Here is a 16,083-nt window from a genome sequence, read left to right as displayed (position 1 = left end):
CTCTGGGTTTACTAACCACAACCAATAAAAACCCAAGGAGGAATTATCCGATGGTACATCATGCACCCCAGGCTGGCCAGGACCCTTATGTCAAGGATACCCCAAGCTTCATTGCAAGTGATAAGGTTGAGGGCACCAGTGTGTACGGCGCCGATAGCAAAAAGATTGGCTCCGTCCAGCGCATCATTCTCGAAAAGCGCGGCGGCCGCGTTGCCTACGCAGTTCTAAGCTTCGGCGGTTTCTTGGGAATCGGTGACGATTACTACCCACTACCATGGGAAAAACTGCACTATGACGAAGAACTGGACGGTTACCGCATCGACCTGACGAAAGAGCAGATCGAAAATGGCCCGAAATATGCCAACCGCGACGATGACAGCTTGTTTGGAAACGACGACCGGAAAATCTACGATTATTACGGTGTCCCGCCATATTGGATGTAAGAGATAATGCAAGATGGCCCCTTTTGGGGCCATCATTGCGTTTGGTGACGCGCACTGGGGTTGTAGATAGTGTTCTCGACAAGACGCTGACATACCACAACAAACGGCCCCGTATGGGGCCATTCTCTACACTCAATATCTAAATCGTTTTGGATTTAATGTGGCTTTTGACGCCGTGCTTCCGACACCGCATCCTCGAAGCACTTGCGCGCCTCTTCGGGTGACTTACGTCCGTCAAGTGCTGCGCGGCATGCGCTGCGAGCACGGACGAAGTTAAGCCCGCGCGTATGCGGCCAGTCTTCGGTCAACAATGCCAAGGCATCGAAAGGCCCGGCAATGACGTTCTTGTTCGTCGTGTCGAAATTCACTTCGACTGGCTCTGTCCATCTTGTCAGTTTCATCGGACGCCTCCCTAACAGCCCACGTCAACGTTCTAAACATCGACATGGTTCCCGTTAGGGAGGATATTTCACTTTCGTAAAATTACAACGTTAAAGTTGTTATTAGCGGAAGCCGAAGAAAGAGAGAATGGCCAGGACGATAACGACGAGGCCAACAATGTAGATAATCTGGTTCATGGGAATATTCTCCGCGTTACGCGCTCGAGCTTACCGAGAAATTGTCTCGGTAGAGCGCAATGCTTTGATAAAAGACACTCACCGTAACGTGAGTATCTTTCCGAAGTTCCATGAACCTTCTATTTTTCGTTGTGCACGAGCATATTGCGTGCTCCGGGCGGTGCCAGATACTGCCGTCAAGATGCTTTCAACTGAAACTGCACGACATCGATTGTACCCTCCCGAAANCCCGCAGCGCAGTAGTGCAGATAATATTGCCACATCCTGCGGAAGCGCTCGTCGAAGCCAAGTGGCTCTATGCGCTGCCAGTTGTTGATAAAGGCGCGGTCCCACAGCATCAGCGTGCGATCATAGTCTTTTCCAAAGCGCAGCATGTCTGGAACCGTGAAGCCCTCGACGGCCGCCGCCTTGCGAAACGCGGTGACGGTTGGCAGCATTCCGCCAGGGAAAATGTATGTCTGGATGAAGTCGGCGTTGCGACGATAATCTTCGAAACGCGTTTCATCGATGGTGATGACCTGCACCATGGCATCACCGCCGGGGNCGAGCAATTCACGCACACGGCGGAAGTATGTCGGCCAGTTTTCCTCACCCACGGCCTCGAACATTTCGATCGAGACGATCTTGGAGTAGGGACCCGCGCAATCGCGGTAGTCCTCGAGACGAATGTCGGTTCGATCTGTCATGCCGGCGTTGGACAGGCGCGCCTTGGCGAAGTCCGCCTGTTCGCGCGAAAGCGTGAGGCCCGTCACGCGGCAACCCGTCTTACGCACGGCATATTCGGCAAAGCCGCCCCAGCCACAGCCGATTTCAAGCACGTGATCGTCAGGACCGATCTTCAACTGCTCTACGATACGGTCATATTTGGCATTTTGCGCATCTGCGAGGCTCTGACCCGGCGTCTCGAAAAGAGCCGAGGAGTAGGTCATCGTTTCGTCCAGCCAAGCCGAGTAAAAATTGTTTCCCAGATCGTAATGAAAGGAAATGTTGCGGCGGCTGCCGGATTTCGAATTGCGCCGCAGGCGGTGGCGAAGATAGGCGAATGCGGAAAATAGCTTGGATGGCTCCGACACCGACGACCAGTTCTTCTCATTGGCGATGGCGACTTCAAGAAGCGCCGCGATATCGGGAGTATCCCAGTCGCCATCGATATAGGCCTGTGCAAAACCGAGGCTTCCGCCCATCAACAACCGGCGCACGACGCGGCCACGGTTGAGCGATATCACACCGTGCGCACCAGGCTCCTGTCCCTTGACGACGTATTCGTAGCCACCCGGAAAAATGACGGTCAGGCGGCCCTGCGTGATGTTGTTTAGACGGCGGCAGATCATACGCTGCCAGAGAGGTGCATCTTTCATGGGAAACGGCGTCGTCTCCTGCTCAGCGTGGCTCATTTTNCAGGTCTCCCATGGTTCCACCGTTTTGCGCAGCTATCGAGCTGGCAACGCGGTTTTTCGCAGCCTTATGGCGATAAATTGGGTTGCCTTTTGCCCACAGCAAAAGTGCTTCCCAGTGAATGGCGCCCATGATTTTGAGCGTCATCAGCGGGTAAGATAAAAGTGCGCGCATGAGTGCGCCGCTGGTCAAGGGACGGCGCTCTCCGGCAAAGGAAGCAAACAGCAAATCGCCCTGTTGATCGCGCTCGTTGATGGCGACCAGAACCTTTTCGGAAGGTGGCAGAATGCGGAAATCATAGGTGCATTCCATCGGGACGAAGGGTGAAACATACATCTCTTTCGCGCAGGAATGACGGATCGTATTGTCTAAGCTCTGACCAGTCGGAATGATGTAGGTATGGCGCTCGTGAAAGGTGTTTCTGACCTCGTAGAGAATGGCCACCAAGCGGTCGCCATCATGGCAGAAATAGACGGTCAGCGGGTTGAAGACGTAGCCGAAAATGCGCGGGTAACAGAGCATATCAACACGCAAACCACCCTTGGGGACCTCGATATCCGCGTCTGACAGGTGCTTTGATACCCAGTCTTTCAAGCCACCCTTTTCGCCAACCCCGTGATCGGTATCGTGAAAGCTGAATAGCGCCCTGCGGTTGTGGCCGAAAAATCGCAGACCCTTGTCCAGGAGCGGCAGTTCGTCCAGATCCAGCAGCAGCGAGAATACACGATAGCGCATCTTGTGGGCATGCGGACGGTGTCGCGCATGCACGACATGTCCGGCATAGATCGAGGAGCGGAAGGTCATGGAGCCAGCGCCTTTTCAGGGGCAAGGAAAATACGACCGGATTCCTGTTGAACGTTCCAAGGGCGCTTTATCCCGCCCAGCGCTTCCGCTACCGCGAGACCCGATTGCAAACCATCTTCGTGGAAACCGCTGCCGAAATGCGCGCCGCAGAACCACGTGTTTCGCCGACCCTGCAAGCTCCACAGTTGCTTTTGCGCGTCGAGTGCTTTGGTGTCGAACAGCGGGTGGGCATAATCGAAAGCGCGGATCAGCTTGGCCGGATCAATGGCGCGAGACGGATTGAGCGTGACGAACAACGGTGTCTTCTCGTCGATGTTCTGCAGCCGGTTCATCCAGTAGGTCACGCACAACTGTTCGGCGCCGGTCGAGTTCGGTTCGCTGAGGTAGTTCCAGCTTGACCAGACATTGTGGCGCTTCGGCATCAGGCTGGCGTCGGAATGCAGCACAGCAGCGTTGCGGGTATATTCAAAAGCACCCAGCAGCGAGCGCTCCTGCACATCAGCATCCGACAGCAAAGTCAAAGCCTGATCGGCATGGGTCGCGATGACAATATCGTCGAAGCCCGAAAGCTGACCTGAACGGTCCAGAACCTTCACGCCGTCTTCGCTGCGTTGCAGGCCCGCTATCTGGCTGTTCAGGACANCGGTACCTTTGAACTGCGACATCAGCCGCGAAACATATTCGCGACTTCCACCCTTGACCGTGCGCCATTGCGGGCGATCTGCCAATTGGACAAGACCGTGGTTGACGAAAAACCGGATGAAAGCCTGCAACGGATAGGCGCGCATGTCGGCTGCCGTCGTAGACCAGATTGCTGCACCCATCGGTAACAGATGGTCGTCAACGAAGCTCAGCGAATAGCCGTTCGCGTCGAGATATTCACCAAGGCTGATCGTCTGTAGCGAAGGATCGTCCAAANGGTCGGGGNCTTTTTNGTAAAACCGCATGACATCACGCACCATGTGCCAGAAGCGCGGGCGAAGAAGGTTGGACCGTTGGCCAAAAAGACCATTGATGCTGGTGCCGGAATATTCCAGTTGCCCACCGCGCAGGGACGCGGCGAAGGACATGTCTGACGCGGAAGTCTCGACGCCGAGGTGATCCAGCAGCGCGACGAGGTTTGGATAATTGCGCTCGTTATAGACGATAAAGCCGGTATCGACGGCAATTGTTGCCTCGCCCGGCTGTTCCACGAACGCAGTGTTGGCATGGCCGCCAAGCCGGCCCTCTGCTTCAAACAGCGTGACATCTGCCGACTTGTCCAGCAGCCACGCCGCCGAGAGGCCGGAGATGCCCGAACCGATGACGGCAATCCGGCGTCTTGCAGGCTTGTTGCTGGCAACTGTCGTGAAATCCATAATGTCGGTTCCGCATTTATTATGTTAGTCAATACGAGCGGTGCGGGGCAGTGGATTGCTGATCTCGCATTTTTTNGTTCGCGGTGATCCGCTCATGAGCCGATGGCGTAATCCGTTTCATGACAATAAACGTTTCCATAGCTGCCCCTGCATGGCAATATATGACAAGCAAGCGGAACAGTCCGGTTGCGGGCAAGCTATTTGGAAGCGGAGTGAAGCCGATCCGCATGAATGACGTCGACAGGAACACTATCGAAAGCGAATGTCCGGCCCTGATCAGGGCAGTTGCTTCTGAGCGAAGCGTCGAGGCTTTCGAGACGCTTTTCCGTTATTACGGACCGCGCGTGCGGACCTATATGTTACGGCAGGTGCGCGATGCACAGGCCGCCGAGGAACTGATGCAGGAAACCATGATAACGGTCTGGAACAAGGCTGCCTTGTTCGATCCCGCCCGAGGCAATGTTTCGGCGTGGATATTCAGAATTGCCAGAAATCTGCGCATAGACGCACACCGTAAGAACAAGCGTCCGGAATTCGATTTCAACGATCCGGCATTCGTTAAGGACGATGCACCCGCCGCCGATTTGCAGCTGGAAGAAATTCAGGATGCCGAGCGTCTTCACCGCGCCTTGGCGCAATTGCCGCAGGAACAGCTTGATCTGCTGAAGCGGTCTTTCTTCGATGAAGTGTCCCACAGCGCGATTGCCCAGCAGCTTGGTCTCCCCGTGGGTACCGTTAAATCGCGCATTCGGCTCGCCTTCGCCAAGTTGCGCGCGGCTCTGGAGTCACGCACATGAGTGTACGGCACCAGGTTAGCGATGAATTGCTGCTGGATTACGCTTCGGGAAGCCTTGGCGAAAGTTGGAGCCTCGCTGTTTCGACCCATCTGGCTCTTTGTCCCGAGAGCCGCCGGCGACTTTCCGCTATGGAAATGGCAGGTGGCGCCCTTTTAAATGATATCGAGCCGATGCAGGATACGTCTGGCGCTGATTGGCAGAAGATACGAGCACTGCTGCAGCCCGGCGCGCAGGTTTCACCGCCTGAAGCCGCAGCGAGGCCGTCTCTGAAAGCTGTGTTGCCGGAACCATTGCGCTCCTACGCCGGTGGCGATGTGGATGACATTAAGTGGAAGCAACTCGGCCCCGGCGCTTACCAGTTCCCGATCCGCACCAATGATGGTGAAGCCATCGTCCGGTTGCTGCGTATACCGGCCGGAAAGCCGGTGCCGGAACACAGCCATGGCGGGCGGGAGCTGACGGTCGTTCTGGCCGGATGCTTCATGGATGGCAAGGACGTGTTTCGTCGTGGCGATTTCGAAGAGACAGATGAAGACATCACACATCAACCGATTGCGGGTGAGGGTGAAGACTGCATTTGTCTTGCCGTGACCGACGCGCCCCTCAAGTTCAAAAGCTGGTTGGTTCGCCTGTTGCAGCCGGTTCTCGGTATTTAAGGAAATGAGACGATGGAAGTGATAACCGCCTATATCGGCACGGCCATCGTCTTTTTCGGTCTGGATTTCATCTGGTTGTCGAAGGCGGCAGGCTTTTACAAGCGCGAGATCGGCCCGCTCTTGTTGCCAAAACCCAATTTCGTCGCAGCTGGCATTTTCTATCTATTTNATGTTGCCGGTATCGTCTATTTCGCCGTCCTCCCGGCCTTCAATGGTGGCGATTGGCATGAGGCGTTAACGTCCGGTGCAGTCCTCGGCTTCATAGCTTATGCCACCTATGACATGACCAATCTCTCCACGCTGAAGGGCTGGTCGTGGCGCATATGTGTGGTCGATATCCTTTGGGGAACCTTTCTGACGGGCATCGCTGCCGTCGGCGGTCTCTGGCTGGTTCAGGCCATCTCTTAATCGGTGTCAACGATCTGCCGCCATTTGTCGTCGTAATCAGAGATGCCGTTCAGCGCTTGCACGGTGTGATAGGATTGACGAGGCGCGTTGCGGATGGCGAGCAGTGCCGCGCCAAGGGCCGTGCCTGAAGGGCTGTTGCTATCGGTGACCAGCACATCCGAGCCGGTGATTGCGGCCAGGGCCTGGGTGTAGATGCCGTTGCTGCCGAACGGACCCTCCACGATGGTTGTTTTGGCGTTACCGACCAGCGAGAGGCAGGAGGCCGTCATCATCGCAGCATAGAGGCTTGCGGCAACATGACGTTCCGTGTCACTGCGCGGTTCGTTCAGCCAGTGACCTTTGCGACCGGGGTACGGGCCGGACCCATCCACCGCATTTGGCAGATAAAGAATTTCCTCAGCCAAAACGTTATTCAGCGCCACCTCAAGCTCAGCGCCGGTCGGCGGCTTTATGCCTGCCGTCAACATTTCAAATTCCCGCCCACCCATGAAGCGCGCCGAGGGAACCGGCTTTCCGAAGGCATCGACATTGACCAGTGTATCACGCGTAGCGTCGAGCGTTTCCAGCTGTGCGCCGACGCCGAAACAGATGATCCATGTGCCACTGGAGACGACGGAAAACGGTCCCTTGCGCAACATCAGATGCGGGAGCAGCGACGCATTGGAATCATGCAGACCGCAATAGACCGGCATGTCGCCATCGACACCGATTTTGGCTGCGATATCAGGCAGGACCGGTCCCAGCGCATCGAAGGCGGAGCGCACCGGCGAGAGGATTCCAGCGATGCCGAGTGCTTCCGGTAGGCTCGAGACTGTAGCTTTGCCCGGTTGCCAGAGATCGGTGTGACAGCCCAGCGATGTTGCCTCGTTCGCCTTTACGCCCGTCAGCCGGAAGGCCCAATATTGCGGATAGGTTATGATGTCGGTGACATCAACGAAGGCCTCTGGGAAAGCAGTCTTCTGATAATGCAGTTGCGCCCCGACATTCAGCCCCATGGGCAGAGCAGGCGAAAAGGTTTCCTCGAAAGGCGGACGCAGAGCGGCATAGGCTTTTTGAATGTCCTCGGGATAGCTGTGTTCGTAATCCAGAACCGGCAGCGCTAGATCACCTTGGCCGTTCAGAAGCGCGGCACTCGCCCCGTGAGTGGTGATGGAAATGGCCTGATATCCGGGCTGCTCACGAAATGCCGCCAGCCCCTCGATGATGAAACTCCACAGCGTCTCGATATCGTAGTGAGGGTAGGNCGCCCNGGCCAAAACCCTGTTGGCAATCTTCCGCGACGCAATTTCCTCGCCGCTCTCGCCATCGACCACGATCAGCTTCGCATGGGTTTNGCCGATATCGATGACGGCGACATTCTTGATGGTCATGGCAGATGAAACAATGTGATGAGGTCGGTCGCAACCGGGGAGTCATCCGGGTTGGTATCCATCATGTCGGCCATATGCGCCCACCAGCGTTTCATCACCGGGTGGTCAGGTAGCGATGCTATGCCGTGTGTTTTCGGGCGGGTCAGAACGCCGAAGAGAATGTTGGTTTCAGGGTCGAGATGAATGGAATAATCGCTGATGCCTGCCTTGTGCAGCAGCGCGACCAGCTCCGGCCAGATTTCATCGTGGCGCTTCCGGTATTCGGCCTCCATGCCCGGAAAGAGCTTCATCTTGAAGGCGTGTTTTTCGAGTTCTGGCATGGTCTACCTCATGGCTCGCAGACGGCGCACGACGATGGGAATGGCAATGGTGATGATCAGGAGAAGGCCAACGAAANTCGACATGACGATGCCGGGCACGTTGAGAAGGCCAAGCCCGAAGGTGACGAGGCCCATGACGAAAGCCGCAATCACCACGCCGCCAATGGTGCCGGAGCCGCCCAGAATGGAAACACCGCCCAGCACCACCATGGTCACCACTTCCAGCTCCCAGCCTTGCGCGATGGAGGGGCGGGTGGAGCCGAGGCGCGAGGTGAGGCAGACGGCGGCGATACCGCTCATCAGGCCGGTCAGCAGAAACAGGATGAACTTCACCNGCTCGACCGGGATGCCGGAGAAGCGCGCGGCAAAGGGNTTTGTGCCGATAACGAAGACCTGGCGGCCGAAATTCGTCGCATGCAGCAGAATGGCGAAGATGACGGCCATGACCACGAACAATACGAATTCAAACGAGATGACCCAGAACACATAGCCCTGTCCGAAATAGGCAAAGCTTTCAGGATATTTACCAAAGGCCTGATCGCCCAAAACCAGATAGGAGATACCGCGAAACAGGCTCATTGTGCCGATGGTGACGACGATGGAGGGCAGTTTCAGCCCAGCGACCAGAAAGCCGTTGAAAGCACCGCAAACAAGACCGGTGCCGATGCCGATGGCAACGATAACAGGCGTGCCGACGCCCATCTGCACCGCATAGCCCATGGCGGTGGAGGCGAGCGCGATGATCGCGGCAACAGAAAGATCGATTTCACCGGCGATGATGAGAAGCGCCATGGCGAATGCGATCATCGCCTTTTCGGTAAAATTGAAGGTGGCGTCGGAGAGGTTATAGGCATCGAGGAAATAGGGTGACGCAAAGGAATTGACGATGAAGATGAGGATCGCAACGCCTAAAAGCAACACTTCCCAGCTGGCAATGATGCGTTTGAACGGCGTGCCGAGCTTGTCTGGAATGACGCGGGTTTCGGGTACGGTCGCGCTCATGCCGAAGCCTCCTTGGTAATTTCGGTCTTGGCCCTGTCACGCAGGATGATGCGGCCCTTCTTGGCTTCGNCGCGGGCGTTGAAGACCACTGCGAGAACGATGACGACGCCAGAAATCGCCATCTGCGCGAAGGGCGAGATGCCGATGACGGGCAGCGCGTTCTTGATGACGCCTAGAAACAGCGCCCCCAGCACAGCCCCTGCCACCGAACCGATGCCACCGGCAATCGAAATGCCGCCGATGACATTGGCCGCAACGCTGTCCAGTTCGAAACCCGAGGCTATATCAACATAAGCGACGGCATAGCGCGACACCCAGAGATAACTCGCCAGCCCNGCCAGAGCCCNTGATAGCACGAAGGCCAGAAAGCGGGTGCGTCCGACATCAATCCCCGCGTAAACCGCGNCGCCCGGATTGCCGCCGGAGGCATAGGCGGAACGTCCGAAGGAGGTGCGCGTCAAGACCAGCCATGCGCCTGCAATGATCAGGATCGCGACCCAGGACAAAACCGGCATGCCCAGGACGGGCGTGCGTGGAACGTTGAGAAACGTCGATGACATCTGATGCGCGTTGATCCATGCCCCACCCGAGAGAACAAAGGCCATACCGCGATAAATCGTCAGCGTTCCCAATGTGACCACGATGGAAGGCAGACCAAGCCACCAGACGAGAATGCCGTTGATCGAGCCCAGAAACGCGCCGATCACGACTGCCATCGCAATGAGGAAGGGCAGGGGAATACCGGGAAAGGCCGCATTGATCATGGCCACCGCCATGCCTGTGAAGGCGAGATTGGCAGCGACCGAGAGGTCGATAGATTTCGTCAGGATCACCGCCATCTGGCCCAGCGCCAGAATGATCAGGATCGACGTGTCATTGAAGATGTTGACGAGATTGGCCGGGCGCTCGAAGCCAGGGGAGCGCAGCGAGAAACCTGCGATCAACAGGATGATAATGCCTGCTAGCAGCCATTCGCGGTTTTTGAGCAGTCTTTTCATGGTGTGGCTCCTCTCACGCATTACCTGTGGCGGCGCGCACCAGCTTTTCGGCTGAAANTTCCGAGCGCTCNAAGGTGCCAGCCATCAGTCCTTCCCGCATGACGATGGCGCGGTCGGACATGCCGAGAATCTCGGGCAGTTCGGATGAAATCATGATGATCGACAGGCCCTCGGCCGCCAGCTCGCTGATGAAACCGTGCACGGCGGCCTTGGAACCTATATCGATACCCTTGGTCGGCTCGTCCAAAATGATGACCTTTGGCTGTGTTGCCAGCCATTTGCCGATGACCACCTTCTGCTGATTGCCGCCCGAGAGCGTGCCGACCGGCACGGAGAGCGCAGCGGCGCGCAAATCCAGCCGCGACGCATATTTGCGGGCCAGTGCAAATTCATTGGCCGCCGCCAAAAAGCCCTTGCGCGATGTGCGTGACAGAGATGGCAGCGACATGTTCTGATAGATCGGCAAATCGAGCGCCAGCCCGTGCCGCCCGCGTTCTTCCGGTACATAGACGATGCCAGAGCGGATCGCGTCTTCCGGCGAGCGGATGGAGAGCGGCTTGCCATTGAGCATGAGTGTGCCGGAGGCGGGGCGGGTGATGCCGAACAGGGATTGGCACAGCTCCGAGCGCCCCGCGCCGATCAAGCCGTAAAGGCCAAGAATTTCGCCCTTGCGCAGATCGAAGGAAATGTCGCGAAATTCGGTATCGTGGCAATAGCGCTGTACCGAAAGTGTGGTTTCGCCAATGTTGACCGCCTGTTTCGGGAATGCATCCTTCACATCGCGCCCCACCATCAGACGCACGATTTCATCCTGCGGTGTCTGTGCCAGATCGCCTGAACCGACCATCTTGCCATCGCGGAACACCGCATAGCTTTCGGCGATTTCGTAGACCTCATCGAATTTGTGGCTGATGAACAGGATGGCTTTTCCCTGCCGTTTCAGGTTTTCCACGATGCGGAAGAGGTCATCAATTTCCTTGCGCGACAAAGCCGCCGTCGGCTCGTCCATGATGACGATGCGGGCTTCGACGGAAAGCGCCCGCGCAATCGCCACCAGATGCCGCTGCGCAATCGACAGGTCTTTCAGCCGAATGGTCGGATCAATCTTGCTTTCCAGCCGCTCCAGCAGCGTGCGCGATTGTTCATTGATCGTTTTCCAGTCGATCAGCCAAAAACGCCCNTTTGGTGCGTGGCCGAGAAAGATGTTTNCACCCACCGACAGCTCATCAAACAGCACGGTTTCTTGATGAATTGCCGTGACGCCCGCATCGATGGCATCCTGCGCGCTTTGGAAGGTGACGGGCTGGCTATCCAGCAGGATTTCGCCTTCGTTGGGGCGGTAGATGCCGGTCAGGATTTTAACGAGCGTCGATTTACCCGCACCGTTCTCACCGATGAGGGCGGTAACCTTGCCGGGGTAGAGCGCAATGTTGACGCCATCCAAGGCTTTGACGCCGGGGAATATCTGGCTGATGCCGCGCATTTCGAGAATGGGAGCTGAACTTCCCATGGCTTGTGCGTGTGACGCTGTCGCGTCGGTGATTTNCTCTACAGCCATTGTCATTGTCAGAAGTCCGAACGCTCCTTGTGGAGCAGGGGCGACCCACACCCTCGACGTCATCCTCGGGCTTGTCCCGAGGATCTAACCACGTTGAAAGTCCGAGACGTCGCAGATCCTCGGGACAAGCCCGAGGATGACGTCGAGGGTGTGGATGCGACTTGAAATCCCCGGCAGCGATCATCGACCAATGCCGCCGGGAGAATCATTAAAGATCAGAAAATCTTCGAGAACTGATCGATATTGGACGAGTTGTACACAAACGGATCGGCCATCGCAGCCTCACTATTCTCACCAACCTTGATCTTGCCCATGCGTCCGGCTTCGATCTCTGTGCCTGGCTTGCCATCCGCATCACCCTTCACAAGGTGATAGGCGATTTGGGTGGCGGAATAGCCGAGGTCGATGGGGTTCCAGATGGCGAATTCCTTGGTGGCACCGGACTTGATGGCACCTGCCATTTCGGATGGAAGGCCAAGGCCTGTCACGAAGACCTGGCCGATCTTGCCTGCATCCTTCACCGCCTGCGATGCGGCCAGCACGCCGACCGTAGTCGGGGCGACGATGACCTTCACATTCGGCTGCGATGTGAGGAGGCCCTGAGCTTCGCGGTAGCTCTTGTCGGCCAGATCGTCACCGTAGACTGTGGTGACGAGGTTGAGGCCGGGGAAGTCCTTCAACTGCTTCTTCATCTCGTCGATCCAGATGTTCTGGTTCGTGGAGGTGGTGGTGGCAGAGAGGATAGCGAAGTCGCCCTTGCCGCCATCCAGATGGGCCGCAGCCAGCTGCAGGCACATCTTGCCGATCAGCGCGTTGGATGATGGATTCAGCTGGAGAATACGGCCTGCCGGTGCAACACCGCTATCCCAGGAGATAACCTTGATGCCGCGCTGTGCTGCCTTCTTGAGGGCTGGCACCACCGCGTCAGGATCGTTGGCGGAAATGGCGATCGCATCCACGCCCTGCGCGATCAGCGAGTTGATGACTTCGATCTGGCCTTCAGCCGTGGTCGTCGTAGGGCCGGTATAGATGATCTCGACACCGCCGAGTTCCTTGGCCGCTTCCTGCGCACCCTTATTGGCGGCTTCAAAGAAGCCGTTTCCGAGCGATTTCACGACCAGCGCGATCTTGATGTCTTTGGCCTGCGCCATACCGCCAAATCCGGCAACGCCGATGGCGACGCTAAGGGCCAATGCCTGGCTGAGTTTTCTGCGTGTCAGTTTCATGTTGGTTCTCCTCCCGATTAAACCTTATTCCCGCGGCGGTGCTCTTCAAGCGACCGAAACGGAATCCTCCTCGTCCGGTGGTCGCGTCTGCGCTGCAGCCGTTCCAGCCACGATCAACGTCACGCCCGCTGCCTCCACCATCCGTGCCGCCTCATCGGAAATGCCCTCATCGGTAATGATGGTGGAGACATTTTCCAGCGGGCAGAGAATGAGGCTCGAACGTTTGCGGAATTTGGACGAGTCGATCATCACGATCAGCTCTTCCGCTTGCCGCATCAATTTCTGTTCGCTCTGAATGACCAGCGCATCCGATTCCATGATGCCGAGCGCGCCAACACCCTGCGCGCCGATGAAAATTCTGCGCGCATAAAANTTGCGAATCGCGTCATTTTCGAAGGGCGACAATATCAGGCTCTGGTCGCGGTAGATCGCGCCGCCGGGCACACTGACATTGCACTTGGAATGCTTGACCAGATGCTCGGCAATCGCAAAGGAATTCGTCATGACCTGCAAACGTCGTGCCGAGAGATAATGGACCATCTGAAAGGTCGTGGTGCCGCCATTGATGATGATGGCGTCACCTTCTTCACAGAGATCCACCGCCTTGCGCGCAATTGCGCGTTTCTTGTCGATATTGACCGATTCAGACACGCGAAACGGCCGCGCTGCCAGGTTGCCCAGCTGTGGTGGATGCACCGCCTCAGCCCCGCCGCGCACCCGCCGCAACTTTCCCTGAACGTGCAGAGAGGCGATATCGCGCCGGATGGTCGCTTCGGAAGCGTCCGTCAACTCGGCAATATCCTGCACCGTCACCACAGGCTTTTCCTGTATAGCGCTCAAGATGATGCGATGGCGTTCGCTTTCGTGCATGGGGTCCTCCTGATGGTCAGTTATTCGTAAAGATCTGACGTTGTCAATCAAGTTCAATCAAAATAAACAATGGTGCGAATGCAGCATGAAANTATATGATCGTTTGTGATTGACATTGCCGTTTTGAATGCGCGATACCTGCCTGCATCGGGAGGCGGGCCGGTTCGATGGCCTGCAGATAAACGACATGGGAGGATATTGCGATGGGCCAGACGGGTCTTCTCGACAACCGCTGGGATGATGCCTATGCGGCAACACTCGATGAGCCGGGCAAGCTGCTGTATCGCTCCAATCTTTNGGGTGCAGACAAGCGCATCACCAACTACGGCGGCGGCAACACCTCCGCAAAAGTGCTGGAAACCGACCCGCTGACGGGCGAAAAAGTCCGCGTCATGTGGGTCAAGGGTTCGGGCGGAGATGTCGGCACCATCAAGCTGGATGGCTTTGCCACGCTTTATCTCGACAAGCTGGAAGCGCTGAAAAGCATCTATAAGGGTGTGGAAGACGAAGACCGCATGGTCGGTTTCCTGCCCCATTGCACCTTCAATCTCAACCCGCGCGCCGCCTCCATCGATACACCCCTGCATGGTTTCGTGCCGTTCGATCATGTCGATCACATGCACCCAGATGCTATCATCGCCATTGCGGCTTCCAAGAATTCCAAAGAGCTGACGCAACAGATTTTCGGGGCTGATATCGGCTGGCTGCCATGGCGCCGGCCCGGCTTTCAGCTCGGTCTGGACCTTGAAGCCTTCGTCAAGGCCAACCCCACGGCCAAGGGCGTCGTGCTGGAAAGCCATGGTCTGTTTACCTGGGATAATGATGCCAAGGCCTGCTACGAGCTGACGCTGGAGATTATCAACAAGGCCATCACCTGGTTTGCCAAGGAAACCGAGGGCAAGACAATTTTCGGTGGCGCTATCGCCAAAAGCCTGTCCGTTGAAGAGCGCCGCGCCATCGCTGCCCGTCTGATGCCGGAAATTCGTGGTCATATCGGTCGCGATGAGCGCAAGCTCGGCCATTTCGATGATCAGGAAGCCGTGCTCGAATTCGTCAATTCCAAGGATTTAAAGCCGCTGGGCGCGCTCGGCACGTCTTGCCCCGACCATTTCCTGCGCACCAAAATCCGCCCGCTGATCCTCGATCTAGACACCGCAAATCCTGATGTGGATGCGCTGCTTGCCGGGCTTGATCAGGCGCTTGCCGATTACCGCGCTGATTACGTCCGGTATTACGAAGCCTGCAAGCACGATAATTCACCGAAANTCAGAGACCCCAATCCGGTGATTTTCCTCATTCCCGGCGTCGGTCTGCTGTCCTTTGCCAAGGATAAGGCGACGGCGCGCATTGCCGGTGAGTTTTACGTCAACGCCATCAATGTCATGCGCGGCGCTTCCACGGTTTCCGAATATCAGGGCCTGCCGGAGCAGGAAGCTTTCGATATCGAATACTGGCTTTTGGAAGAGGCAAAGCTACAGCGCATGCCAAAGCCAAAGAGCTTGGCGGGCCGTGTGGCCTTCATCACCGGCGGCGCGGGCGGTATTGGCCGTGCCACAGCGGAGCGCTTGGCAAATGAAGGTGCCTGCGTCGTGCTGGCGGATATCGATGAAGCTGCGTTGGAAGTCACAAAAGGCGATTTCGAAAAGCGTTTCAGCGCGGATGCCGTGCGTAGTGTCAAGCTGGATGTGACGAAGGAAGACACAGTTCTCTCGGCCTTCACGCAGGCCAGCGTCGAATTTGGCGGTGTCGATATTCTGGTGTCGAATGCGGGCATCGCGTCCTCCGCACCCGTCGAAGAAACGACGCTCGCCATGTGGAACAAGAATATCGACATTCTTGCGACCGGCTATTTCCTCGTCTCGCGGGAAGCCTTCCGTCTGTTCCGTCGCCAGAATATCGGCGGCAACGTCGTCTTCGTCGCCTCCAAGAACGGCCTCGCCTCATCGCCCAATGCATCGGCCTATTGCACGGCGAAGGCCGCGGAAATCCATCTGGCTCGTTGCTTGGCGCTTGAAGGTGCCGACGCCGGAATCCGCGTCAATACGGTCAACCCGGATGCCGTGCTTCGTGGTTCGAAAATCTGGAATGGCGAATGGCGTGAGCAGCGTGCAGCGTCTTCCAAGATCGAAGTCACCGATCTGGAAGAACATTATCGCAAGCGCTCAATGCTCAAACTGAATGTTTTGCCTGAGGACATTGCCGAAGCGATTTACTTTCTCACTTCGGATGCCTCGGCAAAATCGACTGGCAACATCATCAATGTCGACGCTGGTAACGCGCAGAGTTTCACCCGCTAGGCG

At 56.9% G+C, this 16,083-nt stretch carries 16 protein-coding genes; 5 read left to right on the top strand and 11 right to left on the bottom strand.

Annotated elements, in window-relative coordinates:
* The first annotated feature begins 50 nt into the window (after positions 1-50).
* Positions 51-443, top strand: coding sequence for a PRC-barrel domain-containing protein (locus tag CUC55_RS08935; RefSeq protein ID WP_067648967.1), 393 nt, complete (start codon positions 51-53; stop codon positions 441-443).
* 155 nt (positions 444-598) lie between these two features.
* Here CUC55_RS08935 and CUC55_RS08930 read toward each other — a convergent pair whose 3' ends face one another.
* The 4 genes from CUC55_RS08930 to CUC55_RS08915 all read right to left on the bottom strand — a co-directional run bounded on the left by CUC55_RS08930 (position 599) and on the right by CUC55_RS08915 (position 4,578).
* Entirely contained in the window at positions 599-844 is a 246-nt protein-coding gene (locus CUC55_RS08930) for a DUF982 domain-containing protein (RefSeq protein ID WP_067648964.1), read from the bottom strand.
* Positions 845-1,197: 353 nt separating this feature from the next.
* Positions 1,198-2,205, bottom strand: a complete 1,008-nt coding sequence (locus CUC55_RS08925) for a class I SAM-dependent methyltransferase (protein ID WP_425352801.1) — start codon at positions 2,203-2,205, stop codon at positions 1,198-1,200.
* A 196-nt stretch (positions 2,206-2,401) separates the two neighbouring features.
* On the bottom strand, positions 2,402-3,220 hold the full coding sequence (locus CUC55_RS08920; protein ID WP_103087598.1) for a DUF1365 domain-containing protein: 819 nt from the start codon (positions 3,218-3,220) through the stop codon (positions 2,402-2,404).
* A complete protein-coding gene (locus CUC55_RS08915) occupies positions 3,217-4,578 on the bottom strand; it encodes an NAD(P)/FAD-dependent oxidoreductase (protein WP_103087597.1) in 1,362 nt (453 codons plus the stop codon). The genes CUC55_RS08920 and CUC55_RS08915 overlap by 4 nt, the downstream gene beginning before the upstream one ends.
* 161 nt (positions 4,579-4,739) lie before the next feature.
* Between CUC55_RS08915 and CUC55_RS08910 the strand changes: the two genes are divergently transcribed.
* The 3 genes from CUC55_RS08910 to CUC55_RS08900 are packed head-to-tail and all read left to right on the top strand — an operon-like array spanning position 4,740 to position 6,439.
* Positions 4,740-5,375, top strand: a complete 636-nt coding sequence (locus CUC55_RS08910; protein ID WP_342585715.1) for a sigma-70 family RNA polymerase sigma factor — start codon at positions 4,740-4,742, stop codon at positions 5,373-5,375.
* Positions 5,372-6,031, top strand: a complete 660-nt coding sequence (locus CUC55_RS08905; RefSeq protein ID WP_067648951.1) for a ChrR family anti-sigma-E factor — start codon at positions 5,372-5,374, stop codon at positions 6,029-6,031. The genes CUC55_RS08910 and CUC55_RS08905 overlap by 4 nt, the downstream gene beginning before the upstream one ends.
* 12 nt (positions 6,032-6,043) lie before the next feature.
* Positions 6,044-6,439 carry a DUF2177 family protein gene (locus CUC55_RS08900; protein WP_103087596.1) on the top strand — a complete coding sequence of 132 codons (396 nt, stop codon included), beginning with the start codon at positions 6,044-6,046 and terminating at the stop codon, positions 6,437-6,439.
* On the opposite strand, the gene CUC55_RS08895 is transcribed toward CUC55_RS08900, so the two are convergent.
* From CUC55_RS08895 to CUC55_RS08865, 7 genes are all read right to left on the bottom strand, one after another.
* The gene (locus CUC55_RS08895; protein ID WP_103087595.1) at positions 6,436-7,809 is read right to left on the bottom strand and encodes an FGGY-family carbohydrate kinase; all 1,374 of its coding nucleotides are present in this window, start codon (positions 7,807-7,809) and stop codon (positions 6,436-6,438) included. The genes CUC55_RS08900 and CUC55_RS08895 overlap by 4 nt on opposite strands.
* The gene (gene rhaM / locus CUC55_RS08890) at positions 7,806-8,129 is read right to left on the bottom strand and encodes an L-rhamnose mutarotase (RefSeq protein WP_067648941.1); all 324 of its coding nucleotides are present in this window, start codon (positions 8,127-8,129) and stop codon (positions 7,806-7,808) included. The genes CUC55_RS08895 and rhaM overlap by 4 nt, the downstream gene beginning before the upstream one ends.
* Positions 8,130-8,132: 3 nt before the next feature.
* Positions 8,133-9,131, bottom strand: a complete 999-nt coding sequence (locus tag CUC55_RS08885) for an ABC transporter permease (protein ID WP_103087594.1) — start codon at positions 9,129-9,131, stop codon at positions 8,133-8,135.
* Positions 9,128-10,129 carry an ABC transporter permease gene (locus CUC55_RS08880; RefSeq protein ID WP_103087593.1) on the bottom strand — a complete coding sequence of 334 codons (1,002 nt, stop codon included), beginning with the start codon at positions 10,127-10,129 and terminating at the stop codon, positions 9,128-9,130. The genes CUC55_RS08885 and CUC55_RS08880 overlap by 4 nt, the downstream gene beginning before the upstream one ends.
* A 13-nt stretch (positions 10,130-10,142) precedes the next feature.
* Positions 10,143-11,639, bottom strand: a complete 1,497-nt coding sequence (locus tag CUC55_RS08875) for a sugar ABC transporter ATP-binding protein (RefSeq protein WP_103087592.1) — start codon at positions 11,637-11,639, stop codon at positions 10,143-10,145.
* A gap of 263 nt (positions 11,640-11,902) precedes the next feature.
* Positions 11,903-12,913, bottom strand: coding sequence for a rhamnose ABC transporter substrate-binding protein (gene rhaS / locus CUC55_RS08870; protein ID WP_067648932.1), 1,011 nt, complete (start codon positions 12,911-12,913; stop codon positions 11,903-11,905).
* A 45-nt stretch (positions 12,914-12,958) separates the two neighbouring features.
* Positions 12,959-13,783, bottom strand: coding sequence for a DeoR/GlpR family DNA-binding transcription regulator (locus CUC55_RS08865; protein WP_103087591.1), 825 nt, complete (start codon positions 13,781-13,783; stop codon positions 12,959-12,961).
* 203 nt (positions 13,784-13,986) lie between these two features.
* Between CUC55_RS08865 and CUC55_RS08860 the strand changes: the two genes are divergently transcribed.
* Positions 13,987-16,080, top strand: a complete 2,094-nt coding sequence (locus tag CUC55_RS08860) for a bifunctional rhamnulose-1-phosphate aldolase/short-chain dehydrogenase (RefSeq protein WP_103087590.1) — start codon at positions 13,987-13,989, stop codon at positions 16,078-16,080.
* The last annotated feature ends 3 nt before the right edge of the window (positions 16,081-16,083 follow it).

This window comes from Agrobacterium bohemicum, from assembly GCF_002896715.1.
Taxonomy (GTDB): Bacteria; Pseudomonadota; Alphaproteobacteria; order Rhizobiales; family Rhizobiaceae; genus Agrobacterium; species Agrobacterium bohemicum.
The sequence above is the reverse complement of the archived record's forward strand: the minus strand, read 5'-3'. Positions and strand labels throughout refer to the sequence as shown.